Source organism: Providencia sp. Je.9.19 (assembly GCF_051129765.1).
In the GTDB taxonomy this organism is placed as follows: Bacteria; Pseudomonadota; Gammaproteobacteria; order Enterobacterales; family Enterobacteriaceae; genus Providencia.
The window spans coordinates 318,472-339,235 of the sequence record NZ_JBCPSS010000002.1 but is presented as its reverse complement, the minus strand read 5'-3'; the positions used below and the strand labels follow the sequence as shown (position 1 = coordinate 339,235).

Below are 20,764 nucleotides of genomic sequence, written 5' to 3'. Positions count from 1 at the left end.
ACGTATTCAATTTAAATAATAATATTTAATATCATTAAATTCATCACATTAGGCTATAAAATAAAAAACATCATTAATTCCAATTTAAATAATTATTATTTACCTGATAAGTAAATTCCCGTTATTTATGAATCCAGTTTATTCCTAAGGATATTAAAATGATAAATTTAAATAACCAAATAAGTTATTTATAAGTCCATTTCATAATTAAACGCTAAAAACAGTAGGAATTTAATAACATTTACAACAAATAATTAAAATAACAGTTAATTATATTATAATGTGACTTATCTCAAACTTTGACGCCCTCCTTTTTTTTATCCCCATAAGTTTAACCAGCATCATATTATTCCCTGCATCTCTTTGAATATAATGGTCAAATTGATATCATTTTAAATACTATTTTTTTATTTTTCGCTTCATTATGCCTCCTATAAGTATTCACTTTGCACCTCAAGAGTGAATTATATTAAGAATAAACATAAGCCTACCGGCGATTATTTTTTGGATATTCCACTGAAATTAATATGTGAGTGAACAAAATGGCTAATAAAGACTTTTTCTACCAAGAACCTTATCCTTTATCTGCGGATAAAACTGAATACTATCAAGTATCAGATAAATATGTTTCAACAGAACAATTTTTAGGTAAGCAAATCCTCAAAGTTGAGCCTGAAGCTCTAACGGTACTGGCTCAACAAGCTATTTACGATTCTCAATTTTTCCTAAGAGCCGCACACCAAAAACAAGTTGCTGCCATATTGCACGATCCCGAAGCTAGTGAGAACGATAAATATGTTGCACTACAGTTATTACGTAATGCGGAAATTTCGGCTAAAGGTATTTTACCCAACTGCCAAGATACAGGAACTGCGACTATTTTAGCGAAGAAAGGCCAGCAAGTATGGACTGATTGTAACGATGAAGCGTACTTGTCACGTGGTGTATACAATGTTTTCACACAAGAAAATTTACGTTACTCACAAAATGCCGCCTTAGATATGTATAACGAAGTCAATACAGGGACCAATTTACCTGCTCAAATTGATATTTTTGCCACTGAAGGCGACGAATACCATTTCCTATTCGTTAACAAAGGTGCAGGTTCTGCCAACAAATCAGCGCTATTTCAAGAAACTAAAACAATTTTGGAACCCGCAAAACTCAAAGCTTTCTTAATTGAAAAAATGAAATCTTTGGGGACTACAGCATGCCCGCCTTACCATATTGCATTTGTAATAGGGGGAACATCCGCAGAAGCAACATTGAAAGCCACTAAATTAGCCTCAACTAAATATTATGACAACCTGCCAACTACAGGTAATGAGTATGGGCGAGCATTCCGCGATGTGGAACTTGAAGATGCTCTCTTGGAAGCATCCCGTCACTTTGGTTTTGGTGCCCAATTTGGGGGGAAATATTTTGCACATGATGTAAGAATTATCCGCTTACCTCGTCACGGTGGCTCTTGCCCAATTGGTTTGGCTATTTCATGTTCCTCTGACCGCAATATCAAAGCAAAAATAAATAAAGAAGGCTTATGGATTGAGAAAATGGAACACAATCCAGCTCAGTATATTCCTGAGTCTATGCGCCAACAACAAGAAGGCTCCGTTGTGCATATTGACCTCAATAGGCCAATGAAAGATATCCTAGCCGAACTCAGTAAACACCCAGTATCGACACGTGTTTCACTCAGTGGCCCCCTTATTATTGGACGTGATATCGCCCATGCTAAACTAAAAGAACGCTTAGATAATGGCGAAGAATTACCACAGTATTTTAAAGATCATATGGTGTATTACGCGGGCCCTGCAAAAAAACCTGAAGATATGGTTTCAGGTTCTTTAGGCCCAACAACAGGTAATCGAATGGACCCCTATGTCGATTTATTTCAGTCCCATGGCGGTAGTATGCTAATGCTAGCCAAAGGAAATCGTACCCAATCGGTAACGGATGCCTGTAAAAAACATGGGGGCTTCTATTTAGGTAGTATTGGGGGTTCCGCCGCAATTTTAGCGCAAGAATATGTCAAAAGTTTAAATTGCCTTGAATACCCAGAACTTGGGATGGAAGCTATTTGGAAAATGGAAGTTGAAGGACTCCCTGCCTTTATATTAGTTGATGACAAAGGTAATAACTTCTTTGAACAAGTTCAGGATGAAAGCTGTAAGAAATGTATTAAGTAGCATACATAACTAAATAGGATTTGCCACAAGGAGCAAGGGAATGCTCTGATTTCTACAAGTAATATGCTTTATTCAAAAAAAGCAGGCAATGCCTGCTTTTAAGACTCATACTAAATGTATGTTAATAATAGTTTATTCGGACAATTGTTGAGGCTGTAAAAGGTCCGGTTTTCACCGCTGATACCTTTTTAACAGACGCACTATAGCTACGAGTCACAGAAGTACTACCTAAAGGTAAATTACCAAAGAATTGAAAGTAATTAAATTTCACTTGATTACTTTTATCATCTAGGATTGTTAAATTAGTACCATTATTTAAATTAATCGCATAATCGCCATTAAGTGTATCCGTAGTTTCAAAATTAACATTCATTGAAAAATTATCTAAACACCCTCGTTTTACCGCTTGTATCTGAAAATCTTTTTTAAATTCTTTACCCTGATTAAGATCGGTAATCATCAGCTGCCCAAAATCAATTTGCTGCGACTCAGGGAAAACCTTAATGTCAGCGCCACACTTTAAAAAACGAATCCCTTGTAATCCAGAGATAGAATATCGCAGATTTTTAGCACCTGGCGTTGTATTAATCCCACCGCTTCCATCAAATTGGAAAACCGTAAACTGATTATCGCCCGTATAATTCCCCGATGGCGGTACCACGCCAGTCACTTTTATATATAAAGAGAAAGTTACGGTGACAGTCACATTCTGACCTTTACGTATTGGCGCCGTGCCAAGATTAACACGCTGTTGGTTTTCCTCTAATTGTTGCCCTTGGTAGTTAGCCCCAAGTAATAATCCAGTTCCTAAACGTTGAGATGTCGGATTAAAATACATATGAACAACGTCAACCATATTACCAAGAACATTATCGCAATACACCGTGACTGTCATAGGATCAGATTGCCAAATCACAGAACCCGCTTTCATGTCCGATGGAATAGCTAATTGCCCAACAGGTACAGCTGGTTTTATAACATCACCAGTACCTGCTTCAACACAGTCTAATGCAAATGTTTTAGGACTAATAAATGCCAAAACAAATAAAAAATAAAAACCATATTGTTTTATAAATTTGTGTATCATGATTTATACACCTTATTAAAGATAAGTAATATTTAAGGTAATCTGCGTTTTAATATTACCCACTGTTAATTCATTTTTAGCGAGATAGCTTTCCAACATTGAGTAAACGGTAATTTGCTGATTATCATCAAAATAAATCGGATAGTTTCGATATTCACCATTTGGAATAATATTGCCATTTTTATCAGTTAATCGAAGCCCGTACCCATTCAATATTGTTTTACCACCGAATAAATTTCGGTCTGTGCTGCCCGTTGGCTCTGAAATAAACATAATACGCACAACAGGTTCTCTATCATCTCGCCCACGACTTGGAAAAATGCAATCATCAAATTTTAATTTGACCTCTTGCTTAGGACTTCTATCGCCTATTTCATTAAAATAATTTAAAGAAATTGGCCCAAATTCAATATTTTGATCCATTGACGAAAAGCTAATCTTACAAGGTAGAGAAACAACATTTCCTGTAAAATTAAGATCTCCTCGCATCATGCTACTGTCTGCATAAGCATTGCCACAAAGCAGTGATAACATAAAAAGGCACATTGAAGCAGAGCAATTTCTCATCTCTAAAATCCTATTTGCTGTCTTTATCTAGCTGACATGAAGAGGCTGCACATTGGTATGTCAGCATTTTCATTCCACCGTAATCATCCATATAACCGGTATAAAGTTGACCGAAACCCGCAGTGGGTACTGTCACGCTTTCTTTTGATAATGGCGCTATCATCACACTGTCAAATCCAGTAAAATTTTGTTTGTTGTTATTACTTAAATAACCCAAAGTGACATAATATTTAGTTGGGTTTTCAATCAGTAATTGATTTCCTGAATGTGTATATTTCAATTCTTTAGCCCAAACCTTGTCACTATTATTTTCAATTTGAGCTGGGCGATAAAACATTTTCAAACGGCTTTGAATAGCAATTTGAACAACATTTTCTTTATCTGCAACCGGGGGAATTTCACGTACGTTTAAATAAAATAAAGATTCTCTGTCCTGAGGGAGTTGGTCAATCCCTTCAGTTTGCACTATTTTTATTTGATTTTTGGCATTTGGCTCAACACGTTGCATTGGCGGTAATACCGTAAAAGGTTCTGCAATTTTATTTCCTTTTTCATCTTCCATCCATGATTGAGCTAAATATGGCATGGTTTTACTTTGGTTATTAATAACCAAACTAATGGACTTATCTTTGCCCGGAAAAATAATTCGAGTACGGTCAATGTTAATTGCAGCGGAAGCATACTGCATACCGATAAAAATTAATGACAAACTTAAAATAACGTTATTTATTTTACGCATAAAAACTTTCCTTTAATGGCAGGGAATCAAAATTTTGCCTTGATTTTGTTCAGGTATATTAGATAGATCTAAACTGCACTGGTTAGCACCACCTGCCCATTTAATAATATAATGTTCTTGAGGGTTAATACCCGTTAAATACACAATTCCATTATCAGCAATGATACCCACTTCTCTACCACTGCTGACTTCAATAATACTTGTTCCAAGTGGTGGATATTTTCCACTACTTAAACGAATTACTGCTAAAATACGTTTACCTTGGTTAGCCTTTATCTTTTGATAACCAATCGAACCTTCAGTTAGTGTTTTTCCAATAATATTTTCATTCACGTCAACATCATCAGGCAACGTATTCATATCAATATAAACATCTGAATTAGAAAAACTATTTAATGTTGTTGCCACGCCAATACCAAAACGGTTCGTCACTGATTGACCATTATCAATAGAGATCCCAGCAACATTATCGCTATCTATCATAATTCGTGGTTCATTATTTGTACCATTACGATGAAGCGCTGCACCATATTTAGTCGCCGTCATTGAGCCATACCAACTTCCGCCCAATGCACGGTATGAATTTACATTTTCAGTTGCATTAACATTTAATACACCATAGGCCGTTGAACGCTGGTAACTACCACTAATATTCGGTTCTAAGTCGCCTAACTCGCGTTTATCACCACCAACCCTCATACTCCAATAATTGTTATCAACGTTTTCACTATAATATGCAACAGATTGTCCGAAACTATGATCGCCATCCGCATATTGGGCGTCATAACTCACTGAAGCACCACTTTCTAGTGGGATTGAAAATGATAAATAAATTTGGTTGTCATCCGTTTCTTGATACTTAATTTTATTTAATGACAATGTGCCTGATATATTTCTAATATTTCCAATATCAAATAATTTACTTAAACTCATACCAAAATTAGTCGTTGATTCACTATTCCAAAATTGATGATGAGATGCATTCAAATACAAGGTCAAATCTAACGGGCTGATATATTGATTAAACGATGCTGTATAAACGTTTTTATCACGTCTGAAATCAAGAAGGCCATTGGCTGCATCAATATACTGCGGCATCGTTAAAAATTCTTTCTCTGAGAATTTATAACCTGCAAACGTCACTTGTGAATTCGTTGATTCAAAACGCTTAGAATAATTTAGTCGATAACTGTTACCTGAATAAGAACCAAAATTATCTAAGTTGGCATGAGTTCTCGTGATATCAAACGAAATGGCACCAAACAAATTCATATTTTGGCCAATTCCCATATTCACGGCTTGGTAATTAGCATTATCAATAGTCGCAATTAAACCACCAAATAGAGAAGTGTTACTCAATATCCCATAAGAAATTTCACCCGCTATAAACCGTGGATCTGTTTTTTGCGAACGACCAAATGGACTTGACTCCCCCATGGACAACTTATACAAAAATTGGCCTTGTCGTGTTAGAAATGGTAACGATGCTGCCGTAATTTGATAACTCGTTTTAGAGCCATCTTCTTCTTCCACAGTGACATCTAATGTTCCCTGTACTGCTTCCGTAATATCCTGAATATTAAAAGGACCTGGAGCCACTCGAGTCTGTTTAATAACACGACCATTTTGCGAAACAATAACGGTAGCATTGGTTTTTGCTATACCAGTGACTTGTGGTGCATAACCACGTAAAGATGGTGGAAGCATCCGGTTATCACTAAAGAAAGAAGCACCAATAAAACGGAAACTATCAAATAAATCTGTCCTTAAATAAGATTCACCAAGAAGTACCTTGGCACCAATTTCAGGTAAAGCACGATAAGCATAAATTTGAGTCCAATCAAAACGCTCATTCACTTTGCCCTGTGAACGATTATATTGATATTGATAATCTGCACGTAAACGCCAAGCGCCGAAGTTAGCGCCGGTAGTTCCGTTACTACTCGCACTATAAGTTTCACTCGTATTTTTAGGCGCTGAATAATTCATAAATAAATTATAATCTAGGAATGCACCCGTAATACCATTTTCCCACTGAGAAGGTGGAACCCAATAAGGGTCATCATATTCCAACCAAGCTTGTGGAATCGAAAATAAAATATTTTGATTTGCTTTATCAAAGCGATAATCTATATCGGAATTCTTAGATAATTCAACACACTGATTATCAGTTTGTAAAAAAAGATCTTCTCGTACTTTCTTTTTTAATGCAAACAGATCAACCATCTCTGGCGTAATACAGAGTACTGAATTATCTTTACTCTCTTCAATAAATTGAATTAAATACTGTCCTGATAATTTCCGACCATTTAATGTAATATCTGTTAGGTATTCACCTGCTGGAATAAAGTCCGGATTTGAAAACTGACTTAGATCAATATTATCTCGGTCTTTTGCATCAATAACATTCATATTAAACTCTACCGCATTTGACACCCCAGAAAATGAGAGTGCAAATGCAATAGAAAATAATATTTTGTTTATTTTGAATTGAGGCAATAAAGACATGAGTATTCCTGTCAAAAATATAGCACTATAAAAATGCAGAAAATAACAGGCAAATAAATGCCTGTTATATATAAATATATATTTATAGGTAGTTTAATGCATAAGTTGCTTGAGAAATAATGCTACCAGTTTCTACTTTACTTCCGTTCGCTTCAACACGAGCATTAAAAGTCAGTTTATTTGGACCATCTGTTAATGGTATTTCAACGCTAGTATCACCTACTTTCATCATTGCGCCATCAGCGTTAATTAAACGAACACCAACACCTTTAGAAGTACCAGTATTTGCTAACAGATCTTTTTTAGCTGTATCTGGCGTCCCAGTGAATGTTACTTTAACTTTACTTACAGCAGGGAAAAGTACAACATCGCTAGCATCTTTAACTTCACCTAAGTCACAGTTTTCTAAAGCAATAGTATACTGAACTTGTTGGCTGTATTTGTTGCCAGTTTCAAGTACTTTATTTGCAACTTGACCAAGGTCAACGTTAACAGTGCCATCACCTGGTAGTGAACAAGGCGCGTTAATCACTTTACCAGTGAAGTTAATAACACCGCTTCCTTGATCAACAGTTGCTGCATTTGCGATGCCAGCTGCGAATGAAGATACGATAATTGTAGCTAATGCAATTTTAGTTAATTTCATTTATATTTTCCTATAATAAAAGACGACACATGTACAATCACTTAACGATTAAATAATTATTAAGTTGATATTATTTTGCTGAGGAAGCATTTAATTAAATATAGCCAAGCATAATCACTAGGCATAGTGATTACTTGAAAATCAATATTTATTAATTCCTGATAAAATCTTATTTAAATAAACAATCAAGCATTTAATGAAGGTTTAAAATAAGACCACTCCTAATTATGATTATTAAATTTAAAAGCTCTCTTTACCTATAAAAACATCATCAATAAAAAAGCAAATTAGATTTGTTTCTAACGCATCGGCAAGAACGTGTAAGTTTTCAATATTAATATTACACTCGCCTCTTTCATAACGAGATATTTGTTGCTGACTAACACCAACAAGGTTCGCTAATTCTATACCAGAAAGACCTAAATTCTTTCGTCTCTTTCTAATTTCTCTACCGACTATCCAATTTACATTTATCATTTTTGATAACCTAAGATAAATTAAAATGTAACACTGCAAAACCATTTTAATAGAAGCTAAAAATTTAGTGCACCAATAATATTCTTATTCTCATTTCATGAAGCTAAATCAAAAAACCATAATTTAACGTCAACTCAGAATTTGAGTTAATTATAGTTTTCAATATTTAAAAGTAAAACAGTTTAAAACGATCGATACCATAGATTGAATTAGATAAAACCTATCAAAAATTGCACATTGAGATATAATGACTAAACCAAATGACTTCACTCATAATTAGTGTGATGGAGATCTCTTATTTCCAAGTAAAATGTCACGGCAATACATTGATTTTAATAGAGTTAAAATATATACCATTTAGAATGGTAATATGTATAAATAATATAAACACAGCAATAAATATCCTAAATTAGTATTTATTAAAATATAAATTAATAACCATTGATTTAAAAGGGATTTAATTAATAATTAACAATTAAATCCCCTTGAATTAACAATATTTATTTTATAATGATAATACCACTCATGGTGGTTTTTTAGCTCAATTAATAGATTGCAAAATTAAAATGCAGATCATTTAATTTACTCAGCAGGCGAGTGCGGAATATAAGAAATAATAAATTAACGAAATTCAATCGTACTCACCATGTGAGTATTGTGATTATAAGACTAATGTCTCATTTTATCGATGAAGTAGTAAAATAATACCTTTTGACGGGATAATAGCTTATTTACAAAACAACAAATGCGTTACTTAACAATGGGTTACTTTTATTTCTAATTGTAACAAAACACGATCTAATATGAATGAAAAAAAAGTCAAAAACAAATGGTTACACTTTAAACGAGAAATAATATGACGCAGAACTAATGAAAAACGAGTAATGACAGTATTTTTAGTTGAAAATCGGGTTCAAGAATCAGAAAAAAATGATATTTTTTTTCTTATATACAACTTAATCAAAAATTCTACGCTAAAAAAATAGAGCTAATGCCAAGAATAGTGCCCTTTACTAAAGCTAATTCGAAGCATTTACATCAAATACGAGGATATAACACATCAGTATTAGACTATCTTTTTTGGACTTTCCGTATTATATAGGGTTTTAAATTTAAATATAAGTGTTTAATAATACAGTACGCATACCTAACTAGCATTTTATCTATACACAATCAATTAGAGCCCAAAGCCAAACAATAATGGAAGATCTATTGCCAATTTTCATACCTATATTTGCATTTACCTTCTGAAGAAAAAACCATAACAAAAATCCCACCATCTTCCACTAAATATTTATAGATATAGAGTGATTTATTTTGTGTCTTTAAAAAAAACCTTACAAAAAAAAAGATAACTATTTGATAGTTAATAAAATAAATGAAGAACAAGCAGTCTAAGACGAATTACACGTCTTCATTAAAACAACCAAAAAAATACGCTGCAAATTAGTAAGTTAATGAAGACTCATTAAATCCTATATATTAACCTGCTATTCTCTGATATTTATTCAGACCATCTATGTTAGATAGGCTAGCCTTATATGTCCGGTAATAGGTCAATTGCACCACTAAAAATTATTGCTTCAGGCGCTGTTGTTCCTGAAAACCAAATATATTCATCCATGTTGGATGAAAAATTAAACAAAACCAAAGGATTTGTTGAAAAGCACTCAGGTATTGAATATCGGTTCCACGCCGATAATCATGACTCGCAAGCTAAATTAGCAGCCGATGCTATCCACCAAGCCTTGGAGTCCAAGCAAATCAATGCGACAAGTGTTGATGTACTTATTAATGCCTCTGCAATCCCCGTGCAAGCCTTACCTTGCTCTGCGGCTCATATCCTTGCAGCATCTCATTTAAATGAAGGTATTGCGTGTTTTGATGTGAACGCAAGTTGCGTCAGTTTTATCACTGCACTGCAAGTGGCAGCGGGTCTCTTAGCAACCAGTCAATATCAACGTATTGCCATTGTGTCTGCTGATCTCGCTTCTCGTGGTATCGATTGGCAAGACAAAGAATCTTCTTTAATTTTTGGCGATGGCGCAGCTTGTGTAATAGTAGAAAGGGGCGATGGAAAAAGCGGCATTGTGTCATACACCCATATGACGCACACCCAAGGCATCGATTTTTGTGAAATTCGTGCCGGTGGGACGCGATGTAATCCACGTTCAGGCATGACTGATGATGATTTTTTATTTCATATGCAAGGTAAAAAATTATTTCGTATGGCCTCGTCATTGATCGAGGATTTTATGCAAAGAGTCTTTACGGAATCTGGCTTACAACTCAATCAGATTGGTACTGTCGTGCCTCATCAAGCCAGCCATTTATCTTTAGAACATATGCGTCAACGCGTAGGCGTTAGCACGGAGCAACTCATCGATATTTATCGTCATCGTGGAAATCAGGTCGCAGCGTCAATTCCTTCAGCATTACATGAAGCAATTATCAGTGGCCGTTTTTATGAAAGATCAAGCGTTATGCTAATTGGAACAGCCGCTGGTCTCGCACTGTGCGCCATGGTACTTATCCCATAAAAGAACTTATTTTATTAAGAACCTATTTGATAAAGGTAGCTATTTCATGAAGATACTTGTGACCGGTGCAACTAGTGGACTCGGGCGAAATGCTGTTGAATATCTCTTAGCCCAAGGGATGGAGGTTATTGCCTGCGGGCGCAACCCACAAGCTGGCGAGCAGTTAACTCAACTAGGGGCACAATTCCATGCTATTGAACTGGCGAGTTTATCGGTAGTCGATGCAAAAACACTCATGACCGATTGTGACGCAGTATGGCATTGCGCTGCATTATCATCCCCTTGGGGAAGACGTGAAGATTTTGAAAATATCAATTATCACGCCACTCAGGTGCTTGCGGATGCCGCAGGCGAAATGCAAATTGCACACTTTATTCATATATCAACCCCTGCGATTTATTTTAACTTTACCCACCAGCAACATATTGTTGAATCAACGGAAAATCGGCAATTTGCCAATCACTATGCACGCACAAAATATTTAGCCGAAATCGCAATTAAACAGCGTGTATTTCGTTATCCATCAACCCGATATATTATTTTACGCCCACGTGGATTATTTGGCCCTCATGACAGAGTGCTACTGCCACGTTTATTAGCGCAAATCAAAGAACGCAGTGGTAAATTAATTCTGCCCGCGGGGGGGAAACATCCGTTTGACCTGACTTATGTCGGTAATGTGGTTCACGCAATGCAACTCGCGACAATAAAAGAAAACTTACTGAGTGGCGCCATCTATAACATTACCAATCAGCAGCCATTACCGCTTAAACAAACGTTACAACGGCTATTTGACCAGTTAGAGATAAACTGTCAAATTCGTTCTGCGCCTTATCCGCTGTTGTACACTGTTGCCACCATTATGGAAGGGGTCGCCAATCTAACGGGCAAAGAGCCTTTATTGACTCGATATAGCTTAGGCGCCGCTTATTTCACTATGACCCTTGATAACCAAAAAGCACAACAAGAATTAGGTTACTATCCTTTATATAGCATGGAACAGGCTATTCACTTGACGGCACAATGGCTCAAACAACAGGAAAGCACATGTTAACCATTCATCAGTATGAAGTTGGTTTTTGTACCCATCCCGGTTGTGTCGCATTAAAAGGCGCTAGCTTCAAAGCCTGTAAGTTTCCGGCAAGAGCCTGGTTAATTGAAGATGAAGAGCAGCGCTGGTTATTTGATACCGGCTACGCCAACCATTTTTACGATCACACACGCCACGGCATCATGCGGTTATATCGGGCGGTGACTCCCGTCTACTTTGAAAGTAAAGATGCCCTTGTTAATCAGCTTGCTAATGATGGCATCAATACCACTGATATTAATGGCATTATTCTCTCCCATTTCCATGGCGACCATATTGCAGGACTGCGGGATTTCCCTGATGTTTCAGTTATTTGTTCTGGTCATGGCTGGGCAAAAACGCGAGGCTTAACCGGTTTTTCGGCACTTAAAAATGCGTTTGTTCGCGGGTTAATTCCAGAGGATTTCGAACAGAGAACCGTTTTTTATGAAGGGTTCGATCAAGTTAGCTTACCCGCTGAGCTACAAATTCTAGGTCAAGGCTATACAATAAATTCACAAAGAACATTACTCGTTGTCCCCTTACCCGGGCATGCCGCAGGGCATATTGGTCTTTGTGTTTTAACTGAAGCGGGTTGGATACTGCTTGCCGGTGATGCCGCATGGTCACCCACCAATTACCGTGAACTACGTGGCCCGATGGCGATTGCCAATATCATCATGGATGATACGCAAGCTTATTATCAAACCTTAAATAAGCTGCATGAAATTGATAAGCAAAATATTGCGATTCATTTATGCCATGAGGGAGATTTAATTTGATTTTACCCATGCTATGGCATTATTGGCGCGCCCAACGTTTGCGTTTTAACCATAGAGCCGAACTTGAAGCCTATCAACAACGTAAACTGGCTAATTTTATGCAAAAAACATTAGCCCATAGCCCTTATTTTCAGCCATTTATTGGTAAAGCTCTCAATGAATTCCCACTCATGAATAAGCAAATCATGATGGAAAACTTTGACACCATGAACACCGCCGGATTATCAAGCCTGACTTTACTCGCTTGTGCGCAACAAAGTGAACAATCTCGTGATTTCGAGCCAAAAATTGGTAAATACAGTGTCGGGTTATCATCCGGTACATCCGGTCGCCGTGGCTTATTTGTTGTCAGCCCACAGGAACAGAATATATGGTCGGGCAGTATGCTAGCGAAAATGCTGCCCAATGGATTATTTAATGGTGAACGTGTGGCACTCTTTTTACGCGCCAATAATAATTTATATGAAAGTGTCAATAACCGTTGGATTTCATTACGTTTCTATGACCTTTTCGCAGATTTCGAATCGCAATTACAAGCGCTCGAAAGCTACCAACCATCAATTATTGTTGCCCCTGCACAAGTACTTTGCGCCATTGCGGATGCTATCACGATGAAGCAAATAAGCCTTGATGTTCAAAAAGTGATTTCTGTGGCAGAAGTTCTACAACAGCACGATAAACAAAAATTACAACGTTGTTTCCCAACGGTTGGTGAAGTTTATCAAGCAACGGAAGGTTTTCTAGGCTGTACCTGCTCACACGGCACACTGCACCTAAATGAAGCCTTCTTATATATTGAACCTAATTGGCTTGATGATAAGCGATTTACGCCTATCATCACCGATTTTACGCGAAAAACGCAGCCTATTGTGCGTTACCAACTTGATGATGTTCTAGTAATAAAAGACACGCCTTGCCCTTGTGGAGACCCTCAATTAGCCATTGAACATATTGAAGGTCGCTGTGATGATTTACTGCAATTACAGGGTTTGAACGGCAACATAGTCACCCTTTTTGCCGATCCTTGCGCCCGAATTATCGTCAATAACCTACCGGTTACTGCGGATTTTAGATTAACTCAACAAGGCAGCCACCTTTGTTTACAAGGGGAGTGTAGTGACGCTGAGCTAGAACATTGCCGAATACAGCTTGAACACTATTTTTCAAGCCAGCACGTAGATATTAAAGCTCTCAGTTGGACAACCATTGCGAAGGAGATTATCCAACCTTTAGCGACTAAAAAGCGTCGGATCACGCGCGAGGTAACCGAATGAAGATGAAGGAAATACTTCAGCGACTATTGTGCTGTTTAATTGGTTGGGGAACTGTTGGCGTTGTCTATAGTTATACAGGACAAGCATCCCCTACAGCGACGTTATTAACACCCAGTTTTATTGATAACCTATTCAGCTTTTCAGTGAATGCAATTTGGTTTTATCTCTCTTTCTTTATTTTTATTCCACTTGGCTACTTATTATGTCAATCAGAAAATGTACGACCCTTAATGGTCGCCATGCAGTTATGTGCACTAATTTCAGGTTGTGTTTATCTTCTCTTTCCAACCACGATGGTTTATGCCAATTTTGCGGATGTTTCTTTAGCGAATCGCGCGTTATCGGCACTAATTGGTATCGATAGTCCACAAAATTTATTACCTTCTCTACATGTCTCATTGACTCTTGTTGTACTCGTTGCATTATGGTCAAAACAACAAAAATATCGGACGGCTTTCTATTTATTATGGGCCATTGCGATCTGTTTATCGGTATTGGTGCTAAAACGTCATTTGTTTATTGATGTAGTGACAGGTGCTGTCACCGCTTTTAGCGCGTTATGGATTGTGCGCATTGCACAATACCGCCTATGGAGAAAATCTTCATGAATGAATTAACATTTCCGATTGTCTTTATGCTGTTTGTGGTGATTGCGGAAGGGGTTGTGATTGCCAAAACTCAAAAAGGCACGGTCAGTTGGCAAGAGCTAGTCTTCAACTTAAACTCTGGGCATATCATGCTTTGGTTATTTCGTGGACTCGAAATTTTTTGCTATGGCTTTGTTGTGACACATTATTCCTTTAATTTAGTGGAAAGCTGGCCTACAGCACTGGTTTGGATCTTTACGATACTTGCGTGGGATTTTGGTTTTTACTGGCTACACCGCTTACACCATAAATATCGTTTGTTATGGGCGGTGCATGTAGTTCATCATCAAGGGGAGCATTACAACCTATCCCTTGGGGTACGCAACTCATGGTACTCCTCGCTGACCTCAATCCCTTTCTTTATGTTACTTGCTTTGATGGGTATCCCCCTTGAGATTTTTTTAACGGTTTCCATTTTGCACTATACGATTCAATTCTTTAACCATAGCGCCCTTATCCCACGTCTCGGCTGGTTAGAAGCCGTTATGGTGACACCACAACATCATCGCGTACACCACGTTAAAGAAGGACATTACTCAAATCGCAATTTTGCAGGTAGCTTTATTTTTTGGGACAAACTATTTGGCACATTTGCTAAGTTACCCGAAACAGAGCATCACTTTGGTATTAAAGGTGCTCCGCCATCGGAAAATCCGTTTATCGATAGCAACTTGCCTTTTTGGCGGATTTTCAGACGAAAAGTAGCTCCGTCGCACAAGCCTGCGCCGTTATATCGCGTTAATCAATTGGCATTGGTTATCGGTACCTTGCTACTATTTACCTTGGTAATCGGTTATGTCTATCTCTATGGGTATGGCTACCAAGGCACCACTACCCAACAAGTGATTTTATTTGTTCTTTTAGCGCTGGGTACCGTAGCACTATCGGCTATCTCTGACGGCAGAAAAATCGGCTTATGGAGTTGGTTTTCTATCGCTACTTTACTATTAGTCTGCTTATTGTTTGTTTGGCAATGGGTCAATGCATTTTGGATCATTGCCGCCGGTGGGCTATGGCTACATAGCCTACTTATGTTATTCGGTATAGGTAGACAACCAATAAAGGTGCTAGATGCCGTCTAAACCCTTAAGACCTTTAGGTTATCAGCATCGTCATGATCAAGCGTTTAGCCGCGCTTTAACTAACGCGGCGACCCAATATCTGAAAGATAATTCAGATCATCGATTCGCTGATCTGCGATTTTATTTAAAAAGCTTAACGCTACTCTTTTGTTGCCTAGGCAGCTACAGCATGGCGCTGTTTATGGGTGAAGCAGAACCATGGATATTCTTTGTTTTTTATCCTCTGTTTATCTGTTTCGCCCTATTGCTTGCAATCAACCTTGTACATGACGCATCCCATAATGCGATTTTTAAAAATGCCAAAGCCAATTATTGGCTTAACTTCTGGGTCACTATTCCACTCGGCTTAGACCCTGAATGTTGGCGAGTTAGACATATTATTTTCCACCATGCCCATACCAATATTCGCGGTTATGATTTAGATATTGAAGAAAATTATATACTGAGGCAGACCCCTTATCAGCGTTGGTATCCTTTCATGCGTGCTCAGCACTTGTATTGGCCGCTAGTGGCTGCGATGACCTTTCCTGCGCTGATTTGGTTTTTTGATTGGATGGATAGATTCCAGTTTACGCGAGTCGCACCTCATTTACGCCATCAAGGTAAACAAGGTTTATTTTCATTTCTATTAGCTAAGTTATTGCACCTGTTAGTCGCAATTATTATTCCTGCTTATGTATTGATGGGAACAAGTATTGGCATCGGCACTTTGCTACTCACCTACCTACTTAGCCAAATGTTTGCTTCTTTAATATTCGTCGTATTGATACTTGGCACCCATTGGGCAAAAGCGACATTTTATACCGCACCAAAAGAAGGCAATATGCCTCATGGATTTTATACTCACACATTTTCAACAACTTATGATTGGAAAACTAAGCCACAATGGCTGACTTATTGGCTAGGAGGCTTAAACTTACATCTCACACATCACCTATTCCCAAATTGGAATCACCGTCATTACCCCGCCCTTGCTAAAATCATTGAGCAAACAGCCAAGCAGTTTTCCATGGATTATCATTGTATCGATGCAAAGGAATTGTTTATCTATCAACAACGTTTTTTAAAAGAGATGGGCTCAGGTAAACAGGTGGATTAGTGTTGAGTTTTACTGACTAAATCATAAAGCTCAACACCATTAGATAAATTCAGGTATTAATTATCTACAATAACATTTTGATTAAATACACTTTTCTCGCTATTGCCGACCATTTGTGCGAATTTACTAATCGGGTCAGTGCTATAGGCGTACAATCTTTTTAAGGTAAATGGATTATCGCCTAAGCGAACTTTTCCTTGGATCGTCGTCACAGCAATATGTATTCCAGCATCTCTTGCAGCATCTACGGCAGATTGATTATAAGCACCAAATGGATAAGCCAAATAACGCTGCTCTGGCTCAAATTTCTGCAAAATGTCCATTGAATGCCTAAAGTCCAACATAATAGTGTGTTCTTTTCGGCTAAAAACAACGGGCGTACCACGTATATCTAAACGATGAAGAAAATGGGTATGTGACTGTATATTAAATACATCTTGGCTTTCTTTGATTTCTTTTTTCGTCATAAACTGCAATGTATCGGCTGACCAATTCTGCGGTTTTGTTTTAATACGAGAGGAAATTACAAACAGTGTTGCTTGTTGTTTATTATGTCGCAAAATAGGTAATGCATACCGATGAACCGATTTGAGGCCATCATCGAAAGTCAATACTACCGCTTTACCTGGCAAATTGGCTGATTTATTTAAATAATCTTCTAAATCTGCTAACGATAATGTTTGAAAACCTTCTGTTTTCAAATAATTCATTTGATCACGAAATGCTTCGACTGAAGTGGTCGTTGATGTCTCTCTAAAATGCTTATTTTCACTATTTTTAAGAATATGATGGTAAGTTAAGACTGGGATCCCTTTATCAAGAGAAACATCATCTAAACGAATATAGCCAAGCCTATCCCCTAAACGGATAGTTAACCACCCTGTTTTTTCACCCTTTTTATCTGTTTTGATCATACGAACTAAAACGGGATAACGTAGATTTTCTCGCAACGTGGCGATTTGTTTGCCATTTTTTTTCGTTGAATTATATACCGCGGTTTTTTGGGTAGTGATCAGATTGTCATAAATCGGATTCTGTAAATCATTCAGCCTATCAGCTTCTGGCACATAGCGAGGCTTCTTCGTTGATAATTGTGCTGTTTTAACAAAAGCATAATCATTACCAAACTGCATTGCGCAATAATCACCCGCAGGGTTAAAAGCATAAAAACCATGGTCAGGGTTTAAATCAGCAACGGGACGCATTTCACCTGCAACAGAGGCAAAAATAGTTTCTGTCGTGTTAGTTTGAACCAATTTAGGTGGGATATCCGCCAACTTCCAATTTTCAGTACTGTTTTCAAGTTCAGTAGCAAAAGCTGATGGAAAATAACTCGTAAATAAGACAAAAAACAGCATGAATAATCGGTTATACATTTTTTATCCGCGATAATTGCGATATTGTTGTACATATTCTACCTCTTCAATCGATTGAACCCCATACCCCAGATAAAATTTTAATCATAAAAGTATTCCCATTTACATTAGCTATAGCGTGTTGACAATAGATACACACTAAATTATTGTATATCCAATGTACACACAAAATTAGGAATTATGAATATGCGTAATGCGGCAATAAATCTTCGGGCGCATCCAGAACAACGTGACTTAATCGATGAAGCTGCCAGTATCCTTGGTAAGAATAGATCTGATTTTATGCTTGAAGTCGCTTGCGAGCGAGCCCAAGCAGTATTACTCGATCAAATTTTTTTCCAGTTAGATAATGATAAATTTCAGCAATTTAGCGCATTACTTGATGCCCCTGTAAATAGTAATTCAGGTCTTGAACGTTTAATGTCAATAGAAACACCATGGAAGGAAGATAAATGATTCCGCAACTATCAGCCCCTCAACCATTATCTTCATCTCATCGACTCGACGACTTCTTTTGCGGGGAATCCTCATTAGATGATTGGCTGAAACGTCGAGCGCTATCTAACCATTTAAACGGAGCTAGTCGGACCTTCGTGACTATCGATCCATCTCAATATGTTTTGGGATATTACGCCTTAGCAACTGGAGCAATATCACACAATGAAGCGACTGGCAGTATTCGTCGAAATATGCCAGAGCCAATTCCTGTTATTGTACTCGGCAGATTAGCTATCGACCGACGAGTTCAAGGCAGAAAGGTAGGCGCTTCTTTATTACAAGATGCTGTAGTTCGAGTTAGAGCGGTAGCTGAAAATGCGGGGGTCCGTGCATTACTTGTTCATGCTCTTAATGATAAAGCAAAACAATTTTACGAATATTATGGTTTTACAACATCCCCTATTAGCCCTATGACATTGATGCTTAAATTATAATTTTTTTGATATTAAAAATAACTAAACACTAATGACTACTAATTTAATTTAAGTTTTAAATATTGGATAGGCTTTTATGTTTGGTATTATTTCCGAAGTAATCTATATGATAGTCTACCATTTAAACGATAAAGATAAGAAAACCAATAAATAAATAAACTGGCCATAAGTTAATATATATCATAGGGTTATACTTAATTGATAACTATAACACTCTCCAATCAAGTAATCACCAAATAGCCATCAACTCATTGAATCATAAACAGACTAACCCCCCAAGTTATCATACCAATTCAATTAAAATTGCCTGCTTGGTATAACCACTACCTCAATTTTTCATGAGCTATCATACAAAATAAAGAGATCTAGCTCATAGTTATCAGTAAAAAGTGACTTCCAAACCGAATCTGTAAATCATTTGACAGTTAATTACGATCCCCGCTGCTAGATTGGCTCTCAACCAGTTTTAACACCAGGGAATTACCATGAAAATAAAAGAAATCAGTACCTTTATCATGCATGTACCAGTCACTAATGATCTTATCGGCGATTCAACTCACAGCATCACACATTGGGGAATGCCGGGTGTGATGATCAAAACTGAGTGTGGTTTAGTCGGTTACGGCCACACGGGAACACATGCTGACATCACCACCGACCGTTTAATTACGACGATCATGGAAGATGTCTTTGGCCCAATGCTAATAGGCGAAGATCCTACTGAAGTTCGCTATCTGCATAGAAAACTGTCTCGTAGCTCAACCAATATCTGGGTTGGCCGTGGCGGTTTAATGCAAATGGCATTATCTGCTATCGATATTGCACTGTGGGATCTGAAAGCGAAAGCCGCAGATCAGCCATTATGGCAATTGTTTGGCGGTTCTAAGCACAACAAAGTAAACGCCTATAACACCGACTGTGGCTGGCTAGTTCGCAGCCAAGACGATCTTGTCGATGATTGTAAAAAAATGATCTTTGAAGAAGGTTTCAAAGCCATCAAAATGAAAATTGGCAAACCTGATCCGCGCGAAGATTTACAGCGTATTGAAGCCGTTCGCAATGCTATCGGTGACGACATTGACTTAATGGTTGATGCAAACGGTAAATGGGATATCAGTATTGCTAAACAATATGGTCATCGTTTAAATGATTTCAATATTAAGTGGTTTGAAGAACCACTATGGCATGATGATGTGTCTAGCCATAAACAACTCGCCGCCTATATGGATACGCCAATTGCACTTGGTGAATTACTGTATCACAATGATTCATTTAAAGAATTTGTGCTTGCAGGCGCGGTAGATTATTTACAACCCGATGCAACTCGTTGTGGTGGTTTAACCGCAGTGTGGGAAATTGCTGATTTAGGTTTAGCTTTTAATTTACCTGTCACACCACACCATGGCGATATGATGCAAGCGCAATTGCATTTAGTTATGGCGCATCCAGCTTGCTCATTATTGGAATTTATTCCTTGGACACTAGATTGTTTCGTCGACCCTGTCGCCGTTGTTGATGGTGTTTATACCACCCCGACAGCACCGGGAGCAGGTACAACATTAAAACCAGAAGCATTAGCTAAATTTAACGTTAAATAATGATAATTCCCTTTTCCTTTATTAAATAATTATTCTCCGAGGAAAAGGGAAAATAAATAAAAATAGAATTATTCATTTTAATTGACGTCTTCAATAAATTTTACTCTATACTCCGCCTATATTTGGGGGAGAGTTGGATTCGTCATAATTAA

18 protein-coding genes are annotated in these 20,764 nt (G+C 37.5%); 11 read left to right on the top strand and 7 right to left on the bottom strand.

What is annotated here, in order from left to right:
* The first annotated feature begins 542 nt into the window (after positions 1-542).
* On the top strand, positions 543-2,189 hold the full coding sequence (locus tag AAZR93_RS10725) for a fumarate hydratase (RefSeq protein WP_294109657.1): 1,647 nt from the start codon (positions 543-545) through the stop codon (positions 2,187-2,189).
* A gap of 121 nt (positions 2,190-2,310) precedes the next feature.
* Here the strand turns inward: AAZR93_RS10725 and AAZR93_RS10720 are convergent, their stop codons facing one another.
* The 6 genes from AAZR93_RS10720 to AAZR93_RS10695 form a co-directional block, all read right to left on the bottom strand.
* Entirely contained in the window at positions 2,311-3,276 is a 966-nt protein-coding gene (locus AAZR93_RS10720; protein WP_434719808.1) for a fimbrial protein, read from the bottom strand.
* Positions 3,277-3,291: 15 nt separating this feature from the next.
* Entirely contained in the window at positions 3,292-3,843 is a 552-nt protein-coding gene (locus AAZR93_RS10715; RefSeq protein WP_294109660.1) for a fimbrial protein, read from the bottom strand.
* 10 nt (positions 3,844-3,853) lie between these two features.
* Positions 3,854-4,582, bottom strand: coding sequence for a fimbrial biogenesis chaperone (locus AAZR93_RS10710; protein WP_294109662.1), 729 nt, complete (start codon positions 4,580-4,582; stop codon positions 3,854-3,856).
* 12 nt (positions 4,583-4,594) lie between these two features.
* Complete coding sequence (locus AAZR93_RS10705) at positions 4,595-7,090, bottom strand: fimbria/pilus outer membrane usher protein (RefSeq protein WP_434719807.1); 2,496 nt, start codon at positions 7,088-7,090, stop codon at positions 4,595-4,597.
* An 82-nt stretch (positions 7,091-7,172) separates the two neighbouring features.
* Complete coding sequence (locus tag AAZR93_RS10700; protein WP_434719806.1) at positions 7,173-7,736, bottom strand: fimbrial protein; 564 nt, start codon at positions 7,734-7,736, stop codon at positions 7,173-7,175.
* 240 nt (positions 7,737-7,976) lie between these two features.
* Positions 7,977-8,213: a helix-turn-helix domain-containing protein gene (locus AAZR93_RS10695; protein WP_294109665.1), complete on the bottom strand. Its 237-nt coding sequence runs from the start codon at positions 8,211-8,213 to the stop codon at positions 7,977-7,979.
* Between the two features lie 1,541 nt (positions 8,214-9,754).
* On the opposite strand from AAZR93_RS10695, the gene AAZR93_RS10690 reads away from it, so the two are divergent.
* The 7 genes from AAZR93_RS10690 to AAZR93_RS10660 are packed head-to-tail and all read left to right on the top strand — an operon-like array spanning position 9,755 to position 16,706.
* On the top strand, positions 9,755-10,753 hold the full coding sequence (locus AAZR93_RS10690; RefSeq protein WP_434719805.1) for a 3-oxoacyl-[acyl-carrier-protein] synthase III C-terminal domain-containing protein: 999 nt from the start codon (positions 9,755-9,757) through the stop codon (positions 10,751-10,753).
* A gap of 46 nt (positions 10,754-10,799) precedes the next feature.
* On the top strand, positions 10,800-11,807 hold the full coding sequence (locus AAZR93_RS10685; RefSeq protein WP_434719804.1) for an NAD-dependent epimerase/dehydratase family protein: 1,008 nt from the start codon (positions 10,800-10,802) through the stop codon (positions 11,805-11,807).
* Positions 11,801-12,604 carry an MBL fold metallo-hydrolase gene (locus AAZR93_RS10680; protein WP_434719803.1) on the top strand — a complete coding sequence of 268 codons (804 nt, stop codon included), beginning with the start codon at positions 11,801-11,803 and terminating at the stop codon, positions 12,602-12,604. The genes AAZR93_RS10685 and AAZR93_RS10680 overlap by 7 nt, the downstream gene beginning before the upstream one ends.
* Positions 12,604-13,878, top strand: coding sequence for a F390 synthetase-related protein (locus tag AAZR93_RS10675; RefSeq protein ID WP_434719988.1), 1,275 nt, complete (start codon positions 12,604-12,606; stop codon positions 13,876-13,878). Before AAZR93_RS10680 ends, AAZR93_RS10675 begins: the two co-directional genes overlap by 1 nt.
* Positions 13,875-14,486, top strand: coding sequence for a phosphatase PAP2 family protein (locus AAZR93_RS10670; RefSeq protein WP_434719802.1), 612 nt, complete (start codon positions 13,875-13,877; stop codon positions 14,484-14,486). The genes AAZR93_RS10675 and AAZR93_RS10670 overlap by 4 nt, the downstream gene beginning before the upstream one ends.
* The gene (locus tag AAZR93_RS10665; protein ID WP_434719801.1) at positions 14,483-15,607 is read left to right on the top strand and encodes a sterol desaturase family protein; all 1,125 of its coding nucleotides are present in this window, start codon (positions 14,483-14,485) and stop codon (positions 15,605-15,607) included. The genes AAZR93_RS10670 and AAZR93_RS10665 overlap by 4 nt, the downstream gene beginning before the upstream one ends.
* Positions 15,597-16,706: an acyl-CoA desaturase gene (locus AAZR93_RS10660; RefSeq protein ID WP_434719800.1), complete on the top strand. Its 1,110-nt coding sequence runs from the start codon at positions 15,597-15,599 to the stop codon at positions 16,704-16,706. Before AAZR93_RS10665 ends, AAZR93_RS10660 begins: the two co-directional genes overlap by 11 nt.
* Before the next feature lie 56 nt (positions 16,707-16,762).
* Here the strand turns inward: AAZR93_RS10660 and AAZR93_RS10655 are convergent, their stop codons facing one another.
* Positions 16,763-18,082 (bottom strand): polysaccharide deacetylase family protein, encoded by a 1,320-nt coding sequence (locus AAZR93_RS10655; protein ID WP_294109677.1) that lies wholly within the window; start codon positions 18,080-18,082, stop codon positions 16,763-16,765.
* A gap of 186 nt (positions 18,083-18,268) precedes the next feature.
* On the opposite strand from AAZR93_RS10655, the gene AAZR93_RS10650 reads away from it, so the two are divergent.
* The 3 genes from AAZR93_RS10650 (at position 18,269) to AAZR93_RS10640 (ending at position 20,612) form a co-directional block, all read left to right on the top strand.
* Entirely contained in the window at positions 18,269-18,538 is a 270-nt protein-coding gene (locus tag AAZR93_RS10650) for a DUF1778 domain-containing protein (RefSeq protein WP_336430982.1), read from the top strand.
* The gene (locus tag AAZR93_RS10645; protein ID WP_434719799.1) at positions 18,535-19,014 is read left to right on the top strand and encodes a GNAT family N-acetyltransferase; all 480 of its coding nucleotides are present in this window, start codon (positions 18,535-18,537) and stop codon (positions 19,012-19,014) included. Before AAZR93_RS10650 ends, AAZR93_RS10645 begins: the two co-directional genes overlap by 4 nt.
* A gap of 485 nt (positions 19,015-19,499) precedes the next feature.
* Complete coding sequence (locus tag AAZR93_RS10640; protein WP_294109680.1) at positions 19,500-20,612, top strand: mandelate racemase/muconate lactonizing enzyme family protein; 1,113 nt, start codon at positions 19,500-19,502, stop codon at positions 20,610-20,612.
* Positions 20,613-20,764: the final 152 nt, after the last annotated feature.

Coding starts and splice junctions, on each gene's coding strand:
- AAZR93_RS10725 (WP_294109657.1), top strand. CDS start 543: ATGGCTAATAAAGACTTTTTCTACCAAGAACCTTATCCTTTATCTGCG.
- AAZR93_RS10720 (WP_434719808.1), bottom strand. CDS start 3,276: ATGATACACAAATTTATAAAACAATATGGTTTTTATTTTTTATTTGTT.
- AAZR93_RS10715 (WP_294109660.1), bottom strand. CDS start 3,843: ATGAGAAATTGCTCTGCTTCAATGTGCCTTTTTATGTTATCACTGCTT.
- AAZR93_RS10710 (WP_294109662.1), bottom strand. CDS start 4,582: ATGCGTAAAATAAATAACGTTATTTTAAGTTTGTCATTAATTTTTATC.
- AAZR93_RS10705 (WP_434719807.1), bottom strand. CDS start 7,090: ATGTCTTTATTGCCTCAATTCAAAATAAACAAAATATTATTTTCTATT.
- AAZR93_RS10700 (WP_434719806.1), bottom strand. CDS start 7,736: ATGAAATTAACTAAAATTGCATTAGCTACAATTATCGTATCTTCATTC.
- AAZR93_RS10695 (WP_294109665.1), bottom strand. CDS start 8,213: ATGATAAATGTAAATTGGATAGTCGGTAGAGAAATTAGAAAGAGACGA.
- AAZR93_RS10690 (WP_434719805.1), top strand. CDS start 9,755: ATGTCCGGTAATAGGTCAATTGCACCACTAAAAATTATTGCTTCAGGC.
- AAZR93_RS10685 (WP_434719804.1), top strand. CDS start 10,800: ATGAAGATACTTGTGACCGGTGCAACTAGTGGACTCGGGCGAAATGCT.
- AAZR93_RS10680 (WP_434719803.1), top strand. CDS start 11,801: ATGTTAACCATTCATCAGTATGAAGTTGGTTTTTGTACCCATCCCGGT.
- AAZR93_RS10670 (WP_434719802.1), top strand. CDS start 13,875: ATGAAGATGAAGGAAATACTTCAGCGACTATTGTGCTGTTTAATTGGT.
- AAZR93_RS10665 (WP_434719801.1), top strand. CDS start 14,483: ATGAATGAATTAACATTTCCGATTGTCTTTATGCTGTTTGTGGTGATT.
- AAZR93_RS10660 (WP_434719800.1), top strand. CDS start 15,597: ATGCCGTCTAAACCCTTAAGACCTTTAGGTTATCAGCATCGTCATGAT.
- AAZR93_RS10655 (WP_294109677.1), bottom strand. CDS start 18,082: ATGTATAACCGATTATTCATGCTGTTTTTTGTCTTATTTACGAGTTAT.
- AAZR93_RS10650 (WP_336430982.1), top strand. CDS start 18,269: ATGCGTAATGCGGCAATAAATCTTCGGGCGCATCCAGAACAACGTGAC.
- AAZR93_RS10645 (WP_434719799.1), top strand. CDS start 18,535: ATGATTCCGCAACTATCAGCCCCTCAACCATTATCTTCATCTCATCGA.
- AAZR93_RS10640 (WP_294109680.1), top strand. CDS start 19,500: ATGAAAATAAAAGAAATCAGTACCTTTATCATGCATGTACCAGTCACT.